Annotated in this window: 20 protein-coding genes and 1 pseudogene; 10 read left to right on the top strand and 11 right to left on the bottom strand. The window is 67.6% G+C overall.

Going from position 1 to position 17,321, the window contains the following annotated elements:
• Window position 1: 1 nt before the first annotated feature.
• Together hemQ and AC5Y5O_RS24190 are read left to right on the top strand one after the other, a co-directional pair.
• Window positions 2–697, top strand: coding sequence for a hydrogen peroxide-dependent heme synthase (hemQ, locus tag AC5Y5O_RS24195; RefSeq protein ID WP_096286436.1), 696 nt, complete (start codon window positions 2–4; stop codon window positions 695–697).
• Window positions 698–725: 28 nt separating this feature from the next.
• Window positions 726–1,478 carry a class I SAM-dependent methyltransferase gene (locus tag AC5Y5O_RS24190; protein WP_500027764.1) on the top strand — a complete coding sequence of 251 codons (753 nt, stop codon included), beginning with the start codon at window positions 726–728 and terminating at the stop codon, window positions 1,476–1,478.
• Between the two features lie 84 nt (window positions 1,479–1,562).
• Here AC5Y5O_RS24190 and msrB read toward each other — a convergent pair whose 3' ends face one another.
• The 4 genes from msrB to AC5Y5O_RS24170 form a co-directional block, all read right to left on the bottom strand.
• Window positions 1,563–1,988: a peptide-methionine (R)-S-oxide reductase MsrB gene (gene msrB, locus AC5Y5O_RS24185; RefSeq protein ID WP_096286440.1), complete on the bottom strand. Its 426-nt coding sequence runs from the start codon at window positions 1,986–1,988 to the stop codon at window positions 1,563–1,565.
• A gap of 15 nt (window positions 1,989–2,003) precedes the next feature.
• The gene (gene aftC, locus AC5Y5O_RS24180) at window positions 2,004–3,350 is read right to left on the bottom strand and encodes an arabinofuranan 3-O-arabinosyltransferase (protein WP_096286442.1); all 1,347 of its coding nucleotides are present in this window, start codon (window positions 3,348–3,350) and stop codon (window positions 2,004–2,006) included.
• A gap of 20 nt (window positions 3,351–3,370) precedes the next feature.
• A complete protein-coding gene (locus tag AC5Y5O_RS24175) occupies window positions 3,371–4,951 on the bottom strand; it encodes an alpha/beta fold hydrolase (RefSeq protein ID WP_096286444.1) in 1,581 nt (526 codons plus the stop codon).
• 160 nt (window positions 4,952–5,111) lie between these two features.
• Window positions 5,112–5,933, bottom strand: coding sequence for a pyrimidine reductase family protein (locus AC5Y5O_RS24170; protein ID WP_096286446.1), 822 nt, complete (start codon window positions 5,931–5,933; stop codon window positions 5,112–5,114).
• 34 nt (window positions 5,934–5,967) lie between these two features.
• Here AC5Y5O_RS24170 and zapE point away from each other — a divergent pair, with 34 nt between their 5' ends.
• Entirely contained in the window at window positions 5,968–7,032 is a 1,065-nt protein-coding gene (zapE, locus tag AC5Y5O_RS24165; RefSeq protein ID WP_096286448.1) for a cell division protein ZapE, read from the top strand.
• On the opposite strand, the gene AC5Y5O_RS24160 is transcribed toward zapE, so the two are convergent.
• Together AC5Y5O_RS24160 and AC5Y5O_RS24155 are read right to left on the bottom strand one after the other, a co-directional pair.
• The gene (locus AC5Y5O_RS24160) at window positions 7,010–7,558 is read right to left on the bottom strand and encodes a GNAT family N-acetyltransferase (RefSeq protein ID WP_096286450.1); all 549 of its coding nucleotides are present in this window, start codon (window positions 7,556–7,558) and stop codon (window positions 7,010–7,012) included. The two genes, zapE and AC5Y5O_RS24160, sit on opposite strands and share 23 nt — an antisense overlap.
• Window positions 7,546–8,064, bottom strand: coding sequence for a hypothetical protein (locus AC5Y5O_RS24155; RefSeq protein ID WP_096291019.1), 519 nt, complete (start codon window positions 8,062–8,064; stop codon window positions 7,546–7,548). Before AC5Y5O_RS24155 ends, AC5Y5O_RS24160 begins: the two co-directional genes overlap by 13 nt.
• Before the next feature lie 134 nt (window positions 8,065–8,198).
• Between AC5Y5O_RS24155 and AC5Y5O_RS24150 the strand changes: the two genes are divergently transcribed.
• The gene (locus tag AC5Y5O_RS24150; RefSeq protein ID WP_096286452.1) at window positions 8,199–8,540 is read left to right on the top strand and encodes a DUF732 domain-containing protein; all 342 of its coding nucleotides are present in this window, start codon (window positions 8,199–8,201) and stop codon (window positions 8,538–8,540) included.
• Between the two features lie 7 nt (window positions 8,541–8,547).
• Here the strand turns inward: AC5Y5O_RS24150 and AC5Y5O_RS24145 are convergent, their stop codons facing one another.
• Window positions 8,548–9,156 carry a hypothetical protein gene (locus AC5Y5O_RS24145; protein WP_096286454.1) on the bottom strand — a complete coding sequence of 203 codons (609 nt, stop codon included), beginning with the start codon at window positions 9,154–9,156 and terminating at the stop codon, window positions 8,548–8,550.
• 90 nt (window positions 9,157–9,246) lie between these two features.
• Between AC5Y5O_RS24145 and AC5Y5O_RS24140 the strand changes: the two genes are divergently transcribed.
• The 3 genes from AC5Y5O_RS24140 (at window position 9,247) to AC5Y5O_RS24130 (ending at window position 11,403) form a co-directional block, all read left to right on the top strand.
• Window positions 9,247–9,615, top strand: coding sequence for a DUF732 domain-containing protein (locus tag AC5Y5O_RS24140; protein WP_096286456.1), 369 nt, complete (start codon window positions 9,247–9,249; stop codon window positions 9,613–9,615).
• A gap of 35 nt (window positions 9,616–9,650) precedes the next feature.
• Window positions 9,651–10,583, top strand: a complete 933-nt coding sequence (locus AC5Y5O_RS24135) for a cytochrome c oxidase assembly protein (protein ID WP_096286458.1) — start codon at window positions 9,651–9,653, stop codon at window positions 10,581–10,583.
• Window positions 10,584–10,749: 166 nt separating this feature from the next.
• Window positions 10,750–11,403 (top strand): hypothetical protein, encoded by a 654-nt coding sequence (locus AC5Y5O_RS24130; RefSeq protein ID WP_096286460.1) that lies wholly within the window; start codon window positions 10,750–10,752, stop codon window positions 11,401–11,403.
• 34 nt (window positions 11,404–11,437) lie between these two features.
• On the opposite strand, the gene AC5Y5O_RS24125 is transcribed toward AC5Y5O_RS24130, so the two are convergent.
• From AC5Y5O_RS24125 to AC5Y5O_RS24115, 3 genes and pseudogenes are all read right to left on the bottom strand, one after another.
• The gene (locus AC5Y5O_RS24125) at window positions 11,438–12,145 is read right to left on the bottom strand and encodes a cation efflux transmembrane domain-containing protein (RefSeq protein WP_096286462.1); all 708 of its coding nucleotides are present in this window, start codon (window positions 12,143–12,145) and stop codon (window positions 11,438–11,440) included.
• Window positions 12,134–12,489 (bottom strand): annotated as a pseudogene (gene cmtR, locus AC5Y5O_RS24120) (Cd(II)/Pb(II)-sensing metalloregulatory transcriptional regulator CmtR); the annotation flags it as partial. The gene AC5Y5O_RS24125 and the pseudogene cmtR, both read right to left, overlap by 12 nt.
• 33 nt (window positions 12,490–12,522) lie before the next feature.
• Window positions 12,523–13,683, bottom strand: coding sequence for a glycosyltransferase (locus AC5Y5O_RS24115; RefSeq protein ID WP_096286466.1), 1,161 nt, complete (start codon window positions 13,681–13,683; stop codon window positions 12,523–12,525).
• Window positions 13,684–13,871: 188 nt separating this feature from the next.
• Here AC5Y5O_RS24115 and AC5Y5O_RS24110 point away from each other — a divergent pair, with 188 nt between their 5' ends.
• Complete coding sequence (locus AC5Y5O_RS24110; RefSeq protein ID WP_096286468.1) at window positions 13,872–14,555, top strand: GAP family protein; 684 nt, start codon at window positions 13,872–13,874, stop codon at window positions 14,553–14,555.
• Between the two features lie 46 nt (window positions 14,556–14,601).
• Window positions 14,602–15,708, top strand: coding sequence for a glycosyltransferase family 4 protein (locus AC5Y5O_RS24105; RefSeq protein ID WP_165796342.1), 1,107 nt, complete (start codon window positions 14,602–14,604; stop codon window positions 15,706–15,708).
• Here the strand turns inward: AC5Y5O_RS24105 and AC5Y5O_RS24100 are convergent.
• Window positions 15,705–16,736 carry a polysaccharide deacetylase family protein gene (locus AC5Y5O_RS24100; protein ID WP_096286472.1) on the bottom strand — a complete coding sequence of 344 codons (1,032 nt, stop codon included), beginning with the start codon at window positions 16,734–16,736 and terminating at the stop codon, window positions 15,705–15,707. The two genes, AC5Y5O_RS24105 and AC5Y5O_RS24100, sit on opposite strands and share 4 nt — an antisense overlap.
• An 82-nt stretch (window positions 16,737–16,818) precedes the next feature.
• Here AC5Y5O_RS24100 and AC5Y5O_RS24095 point away from each other — a divergent pair, with 82 nt between their 5' ends.
• Complete coding sequence (locus AC5Y5O_RS24095) at window positions 16,819–17,151, top strand: DUF732 domain-containing protein (RefSeq protein ID WP_165796343.1); 333 nt, start codon at window positions 16,819–16,821, stop codon at window positions 17,149–17,151.
• Window positions 17,152–17,321 lie beyond the last annotated feature (170 nt).

Genomic DNA, 17,321 nt, shown 5'->3' with positions numbered 1-17,321 from the left:
CATGGCCAAGATCGACTTTGACGCCCTGAACTCCACGATTCGCTACCTGATGTTCTCGGTGTACTCGGTGGAGCCCGGCGAGCTCGGTGAGCAGCGCGAAGCCATAATCGACGACGCCACCCGGTTTTTCAAGCAGCAGGAGGAACGCGGCGTCGTGGTGCGCGGCCTCTATGACATCGCGGGTCTGCGGGCCGACGCCGACTTCATGGTCTGGACGCACGCCGAGCGCGTCGAGGCGCTGCAAGCCACCTACTCCGATTTCCGCCGTACCACCGCCCTGGGCCAGGTCAGCGCGCCGGTGTGGAGCAGTGTGGCGCTGCACCGCCCGGCGGAGTTCAACAAGAGCCACATCCCGGCGTTCCTGGCCGGTGAGGAACCCGGCGCCTACATTTGCGTGTATCCGTTCGTGCGGTCCTACGAGTGGTACCTGCTGCCCGACGACGAACGCCGTCGCATGCTGGCCGAACACGGCATGGCCGCACGCGAGTACAAGGACGTCCGTGCCAACACCGTTCCGGCGTTCGCGCTGGGTGACTACGAATGGATCCTGGCCTTCGAGGCGCCCGAATTGCACCGCATCGTCGACCTGATGCGCGAATTGCGTGCCACCGACGCCCGCCGGCACACCCGTGAGGAGACGCCGTTCTTCACCGGGCCGCGGGTGTCCATCGAGCAGCTGGTGAACGCACTGCCCTGACGGGCGATCCGGAAGCGAAAGGGGAGATATGACAACCGATTTCGACCCGAGCGATCCCACCCGTTTCGAAGAGATGTACCGCGACGAGCGAACGTCGCACGGCCTGCCCACCGCGACACCGTGGGACATCGGCGGCCCGCAGCCGGTGGTCCAGCAGCTGGTCGCGCTGGGCGCGATCAAGGGTGAGGTGCTCGACCCGGGCACCGGGCCGGGCCACCACGCGATCTACTACGCGTCCAAGGGCTACGCGGCGACCGGCATCGACGGGTCGGCGAGCGCTCTGGAGCGGGCCCGTGAAAATGCCCAAAAGGCCGGTGTGACAGTCAATTTCGAGCTGGCCGATGCCACCAAGCTGGAGGGGCTGGAGAACCGCTTCGACACCGTGGTCGACTGCGCGTTCTACCACACCTTCAGCAGCGAGCCCGAGCTTGCGCAGACGTACGCGCACGCGCTGCGGCGGGCTACCAAGCCGGGCGCGCGGCTCTACATGTTCGAATTCGGCGCGCACGATGTCAACGGGTTTACCATGATGCGCTCGTTGTCCGAGAAGGACTTTCGCGATGTGCTTCCGGTCGCCGGCTGGGAGATCAGCTACCTGGGCACCACCACCTACCAGGTCAACGTCAGCGCCGAGAGCATCGAGATGATGGCCAGGCGCAACCCGGAGATGGCCGAGCACGCCGAGGACATGCTCAAGCGGTACCGCGCGATGGAGCCCTGGCTGAAGGGCGGCCGGGTACACGCGCCGTTCTGGGAAGTCCACGCGACGCGGGTGGACTAACGCCCGTCGAGTGTGAATCTCACGACGCGACACGCCGATTCAGCGTCGTCCGGTTCACACTCGGAGACGGGTAACGACGGGCAATCAGGCCCCGGACGGCACCAGGCGCAGCGAGATCGAGTTGATGCAGTAGCGCTGGTCCGTCGGCGTCGGGTAACCCTCGCCGGCGAAAACGTGACCGAGGTGGCTGTGGCAGTTCGCGCAGAGCACCTCGGTGCGCGTCGTCCCCATCGAATGGTCGGGCCGCAGAATCACCGCATCCGAATTGGCCGGATCGAAGAACGACGGCCAGCCGCAGTGCGAGTCGAATTTCTCCGTGCTGCGGAACAACTCTGCCCCGCAGGCCCGGCACTCGTAAACGCCCTCGGTTTTGGTGTCGGTGTACTCGCCGACGAACGGCCGTTCGGTACCGGCGCGACGCAGCACCGCGAACTCCTCCGCCGTGAGTTTCTTGCGCCACTCGTCGTCGGACAATTGCACCTTGGGCCGTGAGACATCGGAGGAAGTCATCTCTCCACGCTAGCGCTAATGAAGATGACCCGCCGCGCCCGGCTGCGCCGCGCTTGCGATCGCCGCGGCGTGCTCTCCCTCGGACGCCAGCCAGGCGGGATCGATGCCGTCGTCCAGCCGGTTTTCGGCCTTGGCGTCCAAATAGCGGAAGTACAGCACCGTGAACGCCACGATCAGCAGCAGCGACCAGCCGTAGGTGATCTTGAGGTAGTGCAGCGCGCGCCCGTACCGCATGAACCTGTAGATCAGCCAGTCGTCCAGCGCCATGAAGCCGTAGATCCCAAGCCAGGCCGGCCAGGTGCGGATCAGCGAGTTTCGCAGCACCACCGTCATCAAGAACGGGAACAGCATCATCGAGTAGTAACCCTGGGCCAGCGGCAGCACCAGCCAGGAGCACAGCAGCAGCACACCCGACGAGCTGGTGAACCAGAACAGCGGGTCTCGGGTGCGGTAGTAGCGGTACAGCAGCCATAGTGCGCCGATTGTCAGCAGGACGAACAGAAGTCGCATGAACACGATCAGCCAGGTAGGCAGGCCGAAGTACACGCCGTTGCCCTCGATCGAGCTGTTGAAATAGTCCCGGGTGCCGCCGATGTACGGCAGCGTCTTGGTGACGAAGTCCATCGGGTCGGCCACCAACGGCCACGCGATCGCGTTGACGACGACCGGAACCACGACCGCGGGCACCAGCGTCCGCCACTGGCGGTTCAGCAGGGGCAACAGCAGCAGCGGGGCCAGCACGGGTTTGAGCGTGAGTGTCAGTCCGATGATGAGGCCGGCCCACCACTGGTGGGCGACCTTGCCGTCCAGCAGCCAGCGCAAGAAGAGCACCTCCGCCAGCAGCACGCAGCCGTTGATGTTCGTGAACACCAGCGTGCTGGTCACGCTCTCGGTGCAGAACATGGCCAGCAGTAGCGCGGGCGCTGCCACCGAGGACAGCGTGAATTTGAACAGCCGCAGCAACAGGTACCAGGCGATCAGAATGGCCACGGTGTTGATCAGGATGAACAGGTAGCGCGACGGGTTGAAGGACAGGTATCCGAACGGCGCCATCAGCAACGTGCCGCCCGGGGGGTACAGGTAGTGCGGGTCGACGTAGTCGAAGTGCTCGTTGTAGATGTCCCAGCCGTTGCGGAAGTTCAGCACCGCGCGGTACACCGGCTTGAAGTCGTCGGTGATATTGCCGTTGAGGGTGAGCACGATGCTGCGGTGCAACACCGACATGATGGCCACCGGCCACAGCGCGGACCGCAGAATCGTCGCGGCGCTGGGGGGCCCGGAGCGGGGACGGAAGGCGGCCAGCACCCAGTCGCGCAGGCCGGTCGGAGTCGAGTGAGCTGCCGTCACCAGCGCACCGTACACCGCGGCGCGGAGCCGTCAGCTCAGGCGGGACAGTATGTGTCGGTTCCGGGCAGCTTGCCGCTGTTGAGATAGCCGACCAACGGCGGGATCGCGCAGGGCGTGTAAATGCTCGCCCCGTGGCCGATGCCCTGCCACATCACCCGCCGGCTGGCCGCGCCCGCGTTGATGATCGTGGCCGCCGTCTGGGCCACGCCTTCGGAGCCGACGATCGGGTCGTTCTGCACGCCCAGCAACACGACGTCGATCTTGAGTTCCTTCGGCGGTGCCGGCGGCGAGATCGTCGGCCAGTGCACGCACTTGACCAAGTTGAGCGCGGCGACCGTGCCGAACTGTGGGTAGAGCTTGCCCCAGGCCACCACGAGTTCCCGGACCCGGTCCGGGGTCGGACGGTTGATCGCGTCGCTGCAGGAGCTGACGAACTGGCCGTCGGTGTCCTGAATGGCGTCGGCGTGGGTGATCAGGCTGGTCAGCTGACTGGTGTCGCCGGAGCGGGCCGCGGCCAGCGCGTTGGCCAGGCTCGTCGTGGCGTTGACGCGGCCGCCGGACGGGAAACCCAGCGCGACGGTGATCGCGTTGACGACCTCGGCCAGCGAGGCGCCGCCGGGGCCTCGGCCGGCCCGGGCATCGGCCAGCAGGGCACTGACCGCGCCTTTGGGATCGGGACCCAGCGCGCAGTTCACCGCGATGCATTGCGAGGCGAACGCGTCGAGCGCGGCCTGCTGGCCCTTGACCTGTTGCTCCGCCGCCGTTTCGGCGTTGACGCCCAACGCAACTGGCGAGTCGAGCATCAGCCGGGCGACCTTGTCGGGGCGCGACGACGCGTAGGTCAGCGCGACCTGGGCACCGTTGCCGATGCCGAGCAACGCGACGGCCGGCACGTCCCAGAGGCTGCGCAGACGCTCGATGTCCGAGGCGGCGTGCGAGTTGTCGTAGGCGCTGTCACCCGGCGCAATCGCGTCGGTGCAGCTCGTCGTCGCATTGTTGGAGATGTCGGACAGATTGGCGACCGGGTCGTCGCCGCTCTGGAATTGCGTCTGATCACGCATCGCCTGGCGGTCGGCGCGGTCCCGGCAATCGATCGGGGCCGACATGCCGATGCCGCGGCGGTCCACGGCGACGATCGGGTGGGCCTGCAGCAGATCGTTGCCGGACCGGGCGAGCCACACCGGCAACTGCGCCGACGACGGCAGGTCGGAGCCCGTCGTGAAGACCACGGGGCCGGCGTCCTTCGGGGTCTGAGGCGACCGGGCGCGCACCACGCCGACGGAAACCGTCCCCGATCCGCCGTTGACCGGATCGAGGTCGGCGTCGTAGTTCGCGCAGTCCAGTCGCACGCCGGCCGGGGCGTTGCGCACGCCGGCATCGTTGAACACCTTCGACGTGCAGTCGCGCCAGGACAAGTCGTTCTTGGGGGCGGCGATCGGCGGCGGACCGGCCGGCGGCGGCTTCGTCGTGGCCGCGCCCTGTGGCCGGGCACCGGAGTTGGTGGCGAAGCGCGGGTCGGCGGCCAGGCCCGGAACGCACGCGGTCAGCAACACGGTGACCGCGACCAGGGTGGTCGCGGACCTGATGCGCCGACTCATGCCGACCACAGTAGCCATGCCGCGCGGTTTCGCCCGGCTTGGCACGATTACCCGCTTCCTCCTCACCCCGCTGCGCGGGGCGCATCGTCACCGCGCCAGGCACGATTACCCGCTTCCTCCTCACCCCGCTGCGCGGGGCGCATCGTCACCGGGCCAGGCACGATTACCCGCTTCCTCCTCACCCCGCTGCGCGGGGCGCATCGTCACCGGGCCAGGAGGGCCGAGTCCGCACGTAGCGCGTGTACAGGTAGCCGGCGTCATCGCGCAGGATGTGGGTGCAGCCCATCTTGGTCAGCGCTTGGCCGGGACCCGTGGCGATGCGCCGGGCCAGCCCGCCGACCACAAACGGCGCGATCGTCAGGCACAGCTCGTCGAGCAGGTCCCGTTGCATCAACGCGCCCAGCAGCATCGGGCCGCCTTCGGTCAGCACGCGACGCAGTCCGCGGGCCCGCAGGATCGCCAGCAGCGCGCCCTCGTCGACCGCGTCGGGATCGCGTCCGGAGCAGTCGATCACCTCGGCCAGGTCGCCCAGGCAGCGGCGGGTCTCGTCGGCCGCGGCCGTGCAGGTGAGCACCAGCGGCGGCACCTCGGTGCGGGTGAACACGCCCATCTCCCGGTCCAGGCGCCCGGATTTGGTGACGATGGCCAATTGCGGCACTTCGGTTTGCCCGCGGGCCTGGCGGCGTTGTCGCTCGGCGATGCCCGCGTGCGCCCCGGAGTAGCCCTCGATCCGCACGGTGCCCGCGCCGACGACGACGACGTCGGCGAGTTCGCGCAGCAGGAGGAAGATCAACCGGTCACCGGGCCCGGCCATCGAGCCGCTCTTACCCTCGGCGGTGGCGCCCCCGTCGATGCTGGTGATGAAATTCGCCCGTACCCAGGTCTGCTCCCCGTCCGGATAGGCGTAGAGCCGGGGGAGTTCACCGTCGTCGAGTTCGCGCGCCGATCCGAGCAGGGTCAGCGAGATGTCGGCGGCTCTGCCGGTGCCGGACTCGGGCATGAGGACGATTGCAGCACGCCGTTAGAGTTTTCGCATGCACGGGTCCACGTCCGCGGATGGTTTCGCGCGGGTGGACCACCTGGTCGACCGCCATCCGAGCGTGTCGCCGGAACGGCTGATCGCCCAATTACGGCCGCCGCCAACGTTCGCCGACGTCAGCTTCGGGACTTATCGCCCGGATCCGGCGGAACCGAGCCAGGCCGCCGCCTTGCTGGCCTGCCAGGACTTCTGCCGCCAGGTCGGCCAGCGGCGTGCGGGCCGGCGAAAGTTGTTCGGCAAACGGGCGGTGCTGCCCGGGGTGGGCATCTACCTGGACGGCGGATTCGGGGTCGGCAAGACGCATCTGCTGGCCTCGGCCTACTACGAAATGCCGGGGATGCCGGAGCATCCCAAGGCATTCGCGACGTTCGGGGAGTTGACCCAGCTGGCCGGGGTGTTCGGGTTTCGCGAATGCATCGACCTGCTGGCCGACTACACCGCGGTGTGCATCGACGAATTCGAACTCGACGATCCCGGCAACACCACGCTGATCTCGCGGCTGCTGTCGTCGCTGGTCGAGCGGGGAGTGTCGGTGGCCGCCACCTCCAACACGCTGCCCGAGCAGCTGGGCGAGGGCCGGTTCGCCGCTCAGGATTTTCTGCGCGAAATCAACACGCTGGCAAGCATTTTCACCACCGTGCGGATCGAGGGCCCGGACTATCGGCACCGCGGCCTGCCGCCCGCGCCGCGGCCCCCATCCGACGACGAGGTCGTCGCCCGCGCCGCCGGCGTGGCCGGGGCGACGCTGGACGACTTCGACTCCCTCTGTGCGCATTTGGCGACCATGCACCCGTCGCGCTACCTGACGCTGATCGAGGGTGTGACGGTGGTGTTCCTGACCGGCGTGCACGGCATCGACGACCAGAACGTGGCGCTGCGACTGGTGTCGCTGACCGATCGCCTGTATGACGCCGGCATTCCGGTGGTGGCTTCCGGCGCGAAACTGGACACTATCTTCAGCGCGGAGATGCTGGCCGGTGGCTACCGAAAGAAGTACTTGCGGGCCACCTCTCGCTTGTTGGCGCTGACCGCCGCGGCTATCCAACCTCGCGGATCATGACGTAGTCGTTTTCCAGATGATCGCCGACTTGAAACGTCCTTCTGCCGTTGATCTTGAACCCGCTCTTGGTGTAAAAGCGTTGTGCGCGTTGGTTTGCCTTGCTGACGCCCAGCCACACGCAGCGCACGTCCCAGTCGGCGGTGACCGCCAGCGCGCTTTCCATCAGCGCCGCCGACGCCCCGCTGCCGTGGTAGTCGGGCAGCACATACAACTTGGATAGCTCTGCGGCCGGGCGGATTTCGACGGCCTGCTGGACGCCGGGGTGGTCGGAGACGCCGTGAACAAGCATGGCGTAGCCGATAATCCGGTCGTCGCGCCGCGCGGTGAGAACGGCCCGTTGCGGGTCATCGAGATAGTCGCGGAAGCGTGCGGGCGACAGGTTGGCGTCGATGAAGGACGCGATGTTCTCGGGGGTTGCCGTGGGCGGGCACGCCAACGGAAAGGTAAGGGCCGCAACGTTAGCCAGCTCTGCGACGTCGACGGAATCCGTGGCGGCGCGCTGGATGGCTAGCGTCAGAGGTTCCACTGGGCCAGGTGCTTGCCGGTCTTGCGGTCCAGCAGCACGACGTTGGAGACAGGGTCGCGGTAGGCGTCCCAATACACCCCGCCGCGCACGATCGCGCCGTTCGGCGCGTTGGTGAGCACGTTGTCCAAAGCGTCGGGTGCGTCGGAGGCGCGTGGCTTGTAGGCGTCGGCGAACGGCGTTACCCCGTCGAAGCTGAACGCGGTCGCCATGATGAACGGGTTGGGCACCTGGATCGCGCGGACCGTCACGTCGGCGCGGTTAGGCGTGCTGCCGGGGAAGCTTTTGATCGGAACGCCGCTGCGGGTGTAGCCGAACCCGGGCGGCGGATCGCAGGGCGTCACGCTGCTCACGGTGACGTCGGCGATGTAGGTGCCGGTGTCCACCCGAAGGGTGTCGCCGATGTGACCGATCGGCGCGTCCTGCGCCCACGCACGCCCGGCGGCAACGCCGGCCGTACTCGCGGCGGCGATGAGCAAGGTCGACAGGACGATCAGCCAGCGGCGCATCTTCGAATAATCGCACATCGGCTCTGCCCGGCGGGAGGGCTTCGCACCGGCTGGTCAGCCGTGGTGACCAGGGCTCGGGTCGGTCACGGCGGCGGGATGCGAATTTGCCGCTGGTCTGCGACGATCATGGGGCTATGAGACGCCTCCTGTTGCTGGTAAGCGCCGTCGCCATGGTCGGCACGGCCGCCCCGGCGTCCGCCGACGCCATGGATGACCAATTCCTCGCCGCGCTGACGGCGTCCGGCGTGACCTTCCCGGATCCGGGCCGGGCGATCGCGGCGGGCAAGTGGGTATGCCAGGCGGTCGGCCAGGGCACGCAGATGGTGGACGTCGTCAAGACCGTGGAAGACCGCAATCCCGGACTGCGCGAGGAGAACGCGGCGAAGTTCGCGGCGATTGCGGCCACGGCGTATTGCCCAGCGTCGCTGCCGCACACCACGTCGACGACCGCTCCCGCGACCAGCGCTCCTCAATAGCGACGCGCTAATCCTCGTCGGGGGCCTCGGCCGTGGGCGCCGCCGCGCGACCCCGCCCGGGAGCCCGGCCCAATTCCAGCGGCCCCATCCCGGCCACGGTGCGCGGGGGAGTCGTCGGGCTGCGGCGCCTGCGCCAATGGCCGGCGCGTGAGACGCGAAAGTCGGCAGCCCATCTCCACTCGTAGGTGTGCGCCGTGCCCAGGTTCGACGCCAGCGCGGCCATCCGCAGGTCGGCGTTCTCGGTCGACATCCACGAGGCGATGACCCAGACATTGTCGAGCTCGTCTTCGGGAATTTCGAAACTCCAAGACATTTCGGCGTCCTCGCAGCCCATCGACGGACGCATCTCGGGCTTGGGCGTCGACACGTCGAACGCCGTGCCGTGTGCTTCCAGGTCGAGTCCCACCTCGTAACGCACGGTGGGTCCGACCATGCGCAGGCTCACCTGCAGACGGGCGATGTTCTTTCGGCGCGGGGTGAGTCGATCGACGACCAGCACCACGCCTTTGGCACCCGACCGTCGGCGGCGGGCCCGCAGTTGATTCCACGTGAAGAACAGCCCGACCACGGCGATGATGCCGATAAAGACGTCGAGAACAATCAAGATGGCGGCCACGTCGTCCTAGCCAACACCATCCGCGCCCGGCTCGCCCGGGCGACTAGGCGGGATGCGTGTTCTCGGCAACTCTGGGAGAATTCCTAAGTTATGAGACGTCTCGTGATGCTGCTCAGCGTCGCTTTCACGATTGTCCTGGCGGTTCCGGCGCACGCCGACCCCAGCCCGAGTCCCAGCCCCGAACCGGATCCGGCCGCCGACGCCAACTTCCTCAAGGAGCTCAAAGACGCCGGGCTCACCTTCCAGGACCCGGCTGCCGCGATCTCGGCCGGCAAGACCGTGTGCGCGCTGGTGGACGCGGGACATTCGGACCAGGAGATCGTCAACAATCTCCAGCTGCGCAATCCGGGATTCGCCGACAACGGCGCGGCCAAGTTCACGGCCATCGCCGCCGGTTCGTATTGCCCGCATTACCTGACCGGCGAGGGGCGCGGACCCAAGCCTGAGGGCACTCCCTAACCAGCAGCTAGCGCGAGCCGCAATACGCTTGGGCCATGCCCGTCGATCCGGGCCCGCTGACCTGGGGCGCCCTGGTCCAGACCTGGTGTCTGGACCCCACCTCCGCGATCGTGATCGTGTTGGTCGCCGGCGGCTATGCGTGGTGCTACCGGATGGCCCGCGGCGGCACCCGATCCGTCGCGCAGGTCGGATGCTTCGCCGCCGGCATCGCCGCCTGGGCGCTGGCGACCGTCGGCGCGATCGGCAGCTACGCCTACGTCCTGTTCTGGATGCGTGCGCTGCAGGTATTGCTGTTGCTGTATGTGGTGCCGTTCCTTCTCGCGCAGGGCAAACCCGTCACCGTCCTGCGTGACGCGGCGGGGCCGGGCGGTCGCGAGCGCATCGACCGGCTGCTCGGCACGCGCTGGGCTCGAGTGCTGCTGCATCCGTTGACGACGTCGCTGGCGATGCTGGCCACGCCGTGGCTGCTCTACCTCACTGCGTGGTACGCGGCCGCTCTGCGAAACCAATGGATCGGCGCGCCTACTCGAATAGTGTTGGTAATCATAGGATTTGGTTACTTCTACGCGCGGCTGCAGACAGATCCCGTGCCACGCAAGTACCCGCAGCTGATCTCGTTGCTGATCTCGGTCGGCGAGACCCTGGGCGATGGACTGCTGGGGCTGGTCATCTGGCAGGGCTCGTTGATCGCCGCGGCGTACTACTCGGCGTTGCACCGCTCGTGGGGGCCGGATCAGCGGCTCGACCAGACCATCGGTGCCGGCGTGCTGTGGATTCTCGGCGACGTGGTCGGGTTGCCGTTTGTGCTGCTGTTGATGCGGGCGTTGTCACGCGACGAACGCGCGCACGCCGTCGAGGTCGATGCCGAACTGGACCGCACCGACGTCGTCGAGAGCGAGCCCGCCGCCGGCCCGGGGCTGTGGTGGGAGAACGACCCGCAAATGCGCGAACGGTTCCGCCGGGGCTGAGCGGGCCGCGATCCGTCCGGCGTCGTTCACCTTCCCGCAATGCCGCCGGCGTCTCCGTGGTAGCGCTGCGCGCCGGGGTGTGGTTTGTTAATCAGCAAACTCACCCAGGATCCGTTATGTTGCGCGAGACGCTGGCAAATCGGGACGACAGTCAAGGGAGCCTATCGTGAAGAAGGTATCGGTGGCGGCAGCCGGTCTGGCGGCAACCACTTTGGTGGTCGGCGTAGCGGTCACGGGGTGCGGCGGCGACAAGTCGGCCAGCCCCTCGTCGTCGTCCAAATCGTCGACGACGAGTTCCTCCGCGGCATCCTCGTCGTCGGGCGCTGCGACGTCGACCAGCGGTGCCGCGCAGCCGTCGGACTACAGCAACCTCCTGATCAAGTCCACCGACATCGTCGTGCCGGGTGACAGCTTCAGCGGGCCCAAAACGCGGCAGCTGACCGACCCGGCGCCGGGCATCGAGGGTGTGTTCACCAACCAGGCCGGCTCGCGCAGCATCGTCGACTCGCTGCTGGTGTACCCCGACCCCGCTGCCGCGGACAAGGACCGCGACCCGCTCACCAAGTCCTACACCGACCCGCAGAACGGTGCGATCAAGGGCGGGACGCCGGCGCCGGCCGACGTGGGCGTCGGCGGCACGATCATTTCCGGGCCCGCGGCAGACGGCGCCAAGGCCAAGACCTCGGTGATCTTCGGCGAAGGCAAGGTCGTCGCCCTGATCGAGTTCGAAAGCGCGCCCAACGACCCGGTGCCACCGGAGATCGCGCTCGACGTGGCGCGCAAGCAGGACGCGGCCATCAAGGCTGGGCTACCCGGCTGAACGCCGAAATATACTGCGGCGCAGCGTATTTAAGTCAGCAGCAGTGCTCGCCGCGCCAGGCGGTGCGGCCCTCCCGGACCGCCACCGCGGCAATCACCAATGCCACCACCGGATCTGCCCACGTCCAGCCGAACAGGTAGTTCAGCAGCAGCCCTACCAGCAGCACGCCGGACAGGTAGGTGCACAGCAGGGTCTGATTCGAATCGGCGACCGCGCTGGCCGAACCCAGCTCGCGCCCGGCGCGGCGCTGCGCGTACGACAGCAGCGGCATGACCACCAGTGAAGCGGTCGCCAAAATGATTCCGGCAGTGGAGGATCCGGCAGTCTCGCCGCCGGCTAGGGACCGGATTGATTCGACCGTCACGTAAACGGCCAAGGCGAAGAATGACAGCGCGATGACCCGCAATGCCGCGCGTTCGCGGGCCTCGGGGTGGTGCCCGGAGAACTGCCAGTAGACCGCGGCGGCCGAGGAGACCTCGATGACCGAGTCCAGCCCGAACCCGATCAGCGCGGCCGACGACGCCACCGCCCCGGCCGAGAGCGCGACGATCGCCTCGATGATGTTGTAGCTGATCGTCGCCGTGACCAGCAGCCGCACCCGCCGCGACAACACGGCACGCCGTTGCGGCTCAACGAGATTCGCGGTCTCGGTGCTGCAGCATCCGGCATCGCAGCCGTCGGGCTCGGGCGCCGAGAGCGGCAACACGGGGCCGGCCGGGCTCGGGGCATCCCTATCGGTCATCGCGGCGCACCGGCCTTGCCTGGCGCGGGCTCGTCGAGGCACGGCTGGTCGGTGTCGACGGCGAGCACCACCTGAACGAGCTCGCGCAGCGCCCGGGCCAGGTGCGCGTCGGCCAACGCGTAGCGGACCTGCCGTCCCTCGTAGCTGGCCACCACCAAGCCACACCCACGCAGGCACGACAGGTGGTTCGACACGTTCGACCGGGTCAGGCCCAGCTGGGACGCCAATTCGCCGGGGTAGCGCACGCCGTCGAGCAGCGCCACCAGAATTCGGCAACGCGTCGGATCCGCCAGCGCCCGCCCCAACCGGGCCAGCGCCGATTCCCGCGCCTCACACGTCAGCATTCGCAGAACAATACAGCCGCGGCTGTATTGACGCTAGCGTCCCGCGCGGGCTGCCTCTTCCAGGAGATCGGCCGCGCGGGTGATGCTTTCGGCCGGCGTGGCCATCAGGGCCGCAATCGCACGGGCGCGGGTGGTGTACTCCGGAGCCAGGATGTGGCGCAGTGCCTCGACCAGGGAATCCAGTGTGGTCGACCGAAATTCCCCGCCGACGCCGACTTTCAGCCGTTGCACGGTCTCGGACCAGACCCGTTGATCGTCGACCCCGAGTCCGAGGATCAACGCCGGGACTCCGGCCCGCATGCCCGCTGCCGTGGTGCCGGCGCCACCGTGGTGCACGATCGCGCGGCACGCCGGGAAGACGGTCGCATGGTTCACCTCGACCACGACTTTGACGTGGTCGAAGCGCGCACCGGCGGTGAAGTCATTGGGGCCACTGCAAATCAGCGCCCGCTCGCCCAGCCGTGCGCAGGCCTCGGCGATCACCGCGACCGTGTCGACCGAGGCGACCCGCACACCGCTGCCGAAGCCGAAGTAGATCGGCGGCGTTGCGGCCTCGATCCACGCCAGCGCCTCGCCGTCGGCCGCCGCCGGCAACTCCAAAGTCAACGCGCCGACGAAGGGACGACACAGACCCTGTTGGGCCCACTGCGCGCCCAGGCCGGGGAAGCAGAGCTTGTCGTAGGCCTGGATCTCCAGCGCGATCGATCCGGGGGCCTGCGCCAGGCCCAGTTCGGCGCGCTGAGCGCCTTCGGCCTCGGCCGCCAGGCCGGCCAGCATGTCGTTGGTCTGCGCCGCGCCGTCGGGGAAGAAGTGCAGCGCGGCCTGCGGAATGCCGTAGTGCTGCGCGACATTGGCGGCCAGTCCCTGCTCGCTCCTGCCCGTCAGCACCAAGTCGGCCCCGTTCGCGAGCGCCAGCAGCGACGCGCCCCACTGCGTCCAGGCCGCTCGGATCTGATCCGTGACCGCGGCCATCATCATGATCGGGTTCTGCAGGGTCGTGTGCGAGAAGTCCTTGTGCTGCGGCGGATCGGGCCCGAACGCACCGGCGGCCAGCCCGGCCGACTCGACGAAGCCGATCATGTTGGGCGTGACCGCCATCGCCACGTCATGGCCCCGGCGCAGCAGCTCCCTGCCGACGGCCGCGAAGGGCTCGATGTCGCCGCGGCTGCCGTAGCCGGCGAGCGCAAATTTCACAGGGCGACCTCACTCGCGGAATACCTACATGTCGACCGTCCGACCTTGGCGGTCGTGGCGCTCGGGCGCAACCCGGGACGGCAACGGCAGGATGCATCCACGCATTCTTAGCATTTCCACATCTTTCTGCGCCGAACGCCCCCTTTGTGTCGTCACGTCCAGGCGGTTGCAGTAACTTCGGTGCGATCATGGAAGCTCTCTTGCTGGCGCTCGCCGGTCTGGCCTTCCTCGACTCGCTGAATGTCCTCAACGTGGGCGTTGTCTCAGCCGTCGTCTACGCCAGCCGACTCGATCGCCGCTCACCGATCCCGGGCGGCATGAGCTTTATCGCCGGGTTGTTCGCGATCACCACGACGTTCGGCGTCTGCACGGTACTCGGACTTGGCATCTTGAAGCATTCGGTCGACTTCAAAATCACTCCGGCACTTCACTTTTGGGGTCAGTTGGTGCTGGGCGTGGTGCTGATGTGCCTGGCCTACTTTCCGTTGACCGCGCAGACCTCGGCGCCGGGCTGGGCGCTGGCGGCGATGCGGCAACGCCCCTGGCTGCTCGGAATACTGGGCGCCGCGGTCGGCATCGGGCAGGCGCCGACCTCGATTCCCTACATCACCGGGCTGGCCATGCTCGCGGCACTGCATCCCCGGCCGGCCGCGTGGCCACTGCTGGTCTACGCCTACTGGACGCTGGCACTCACGCCGTCGCTGGTGATCCTGTTCCTCGCCACCCGCAAGACCAAGCGGGCCGTCCGGATACAGCGGGGCATCGTGCGCGGCCTGACTCGCTACGGTCCGATCTCGGTGCGCATATTATTTCTGGTCGTCGGTGTCGGACTCGTGGCGGATGCGCTGCTGTTCCGCAGCGTCCTGTGGTGAGGCGAGCTTGAGCGGTGAGAACTCTGGTGCACGTTGGGGCACCCTGGTGACGAAGGCAGCCGGTCGTCCGATCCGGGTGCTGCTCATCGGGAATGCCCCGGCGGGTCCCAACAGCCGCGGCGGTATGGCGACGATGATGCGCTTGCTGCTGGAGGACGCCGATCCGCGATTTCAGGTGCGCCTGGTGACCACCTACATCGATGACTCGCTTGCCGCGCAGCTGTGGACCGGCATCACGGGCATGCTCAAGTCGTCGGCCCTGCTGTTGTTCGGCTCCGTCGACGTGCTGCACGTGCACTATTCGTTGCGCGGCAGCGTCGTCCGCAAATCCGTGCCGTTGTTCGTCGCGCGGCGTCGCCACATTCCGACCATCGTTCATTGCCACAGCTCCCACTTCTTCGCGTGGCTGGACGAGCTGTCCTGGCTCCAGCGCCACGCCGTGCGCGCGGCGTTGCGCGCCGACTATTCGGTGGTGCTCGGTCGTACCCACTTCGAGGGGTTCCGGTCGAGCCTTGGGGTCGACGAAGCCAACATCCGGGTTCTCTACAACCCGGTGGTCCTTCCCGGCACTGTCCCGTCACCGCGTGACGGACAGCCGTTGCGGCTGGTGTCGCTGGGCCGACTGGGGGCCAACAAGGGCAGTTACGACCTGGTCCGGGCGATCAATATGTTGCCCAACAAGATTCGCAGCGGAATACGGCTCACCCTGGCCGGCGACGGAGAAGTGGACGAGGTGCGGGAGTTCGTCCGCAGCAACGCCCTCGACGACACGATCGACGTCGTCGGCTGGGTCGGCCCCGAGCGCCGCGACGAGTTGTTGGCCGAGTCGTCGATCTTCGTGTTGCCCAGCTACAGCGAGGGCCTTCCGATGGCGGTGCTGGAGGCGATGGCCAACGGCGTGGTACCGGTGACCACCGCGGTGGGCGCGATACCGGAGGTGGTCACCGACGCGGTGAACGGACTGCTGGTCCGGCCGGGCGATGCCGCTGGGCTGGCCGACGCGCTGAAATCGCTGATCGTCGATGTCGAGCTGCGTAATCGACTCGCCGCGGCGGCCTACGCGCGCGCGTGCGAATTCGACGTCGCCCGCTGGCGAGAGGGCCTGCACGACGTGTGGCTGGCAGCCGCCGCGATGAAGGCCGGTCGCCGCTAGCGGCGCGGCAGCCCGCCGCAGACCATGAGCCGGAAGTAGTCGAACGACGAATTGCTGCCCACCGCCAGCCGCGGCAACGCCATTGGGTCGCAACGACGGTCGGCGAATCCCGGGGTCGTCGACAACGCCCAGCGCACACCGCGGCGACGCAGTACGTCGCGGGCGCGGGCGTCGAAATCCTGCGCCCGGCCATTCGGATAGGCGAAAACCGTTGGTGCTCGGCCGGTTTCACGTTCGATGGCCGCACAGGAATCCGCGATCTCCCGCTCGAGCTTGTCGTCCTCGCAGCGGGCCAGGATCGGATGGGTGACCGAATGCGGATACAGCGTCACCAGGCCGTCGCCGGCCATCGCCCGCGCTTCGTCCCAGGACAGCATCCGAAACGGACCCCCGTCGGCGCTGTCGCGATAGCCCAGTGCGCCGAAAACGTGGTCCAGCATCGCGATCCGTTGGGCGTCGGCCAGGTCTTTACACCGCTGCACCGCGGACGCGTAGACCGCCCCGCGATGGGCGTTCCCGTTCAGTGAACAAGTGCCCAGACCCAAGGCGGTCAGATCGACCTCGGTCGCGGTGGTGTGTGCGATCGCGAGCCAAAGCCGGTCGGGCCAAAGGGTTTCGCCGCTGTTCATCGGGCCGGTCGCGAGGAACACCGCGGCGGGCAGCCCCAGCTCGCGCAGCACCGGGACCGCGTGCGTGGCGAGGTTGCGGGTGCCGTCGTCGAACGTGATCGCCATCGCGCGCGGCGGCAACGTCCCCGCGGCAAGCCGGTCCAGGGCCTCCTCGAGCGCAAGGACGTTGAAGTGGTCGCGGATGTATTCGAGTTGACGGCGATACATCGCCGAGTCCAGGACATGCCAGCACGCCGGTGACAACGGTTGGTCCTCCACGCCGTGGAACATCACGATCGCGAGCGCGTCGCGGTGGCGCCGGCGGGCTAACGCCGGTACGCCCGCGGCGCAGAGTAGCCCGGCCGCGATGTTCTTGACGGTCGCTCGGGCCGCGGGCGAGGTGAGGTCGCTCGGTCGCATTTTTTTGCTAAGCCCTGCCGTGAGTATCGCCGTTTGCCTATAGTTCACCTGAAAGTTCGGGGGTGATCCTATGCTCGGTTCCATGAAAACAGCACTCGCGGCGTCTCTCATCGCCCTGCCCGCACTGCTGTGTTCAGTGCCGGCAGTCGCCCACGCCGACCCAGAGAATACGCCCGACTACATCAACTACCTGGACCAGAACAACATTCACTACTCCAGCCGCGAGACGATCGTGCACGTGGGGACGAATCTGTGCAACGAGCTGCGCAACAACCTCGTCTCGCCGGATCAGGCCCTGCAGCGGATTCAGAACATGGGCTACAGCCAGCAGCAGACCAAGCAGATCGCGTTCGCCGCGGTCGAGGCGTTCTGCCCGGACATGGATATCGACGCTCAGAAGGCGCCCAAGTCCTAGTCGGTCCGCCCCCGGTTCCGCATCGTTGTTGGCATTGTGGTTCGCCATCCGCCGCTTTTGGTGATGGTGATGTTATTTGCTTGAAAGTTTGCTGTGCGCGTCCGCGCGGCCGTCGCTTTGCCGTCGCCGCGTCCACTGGGCGGCACCCATCCGAATAACTTTGCGGGGGA

It is taken from the genome of Mycobacterium sp. NGS40 (genome assembly GCF_059812735.1).
This window is presented reverse-complemented; position numbering and strand designations above follow the sequence as displayed.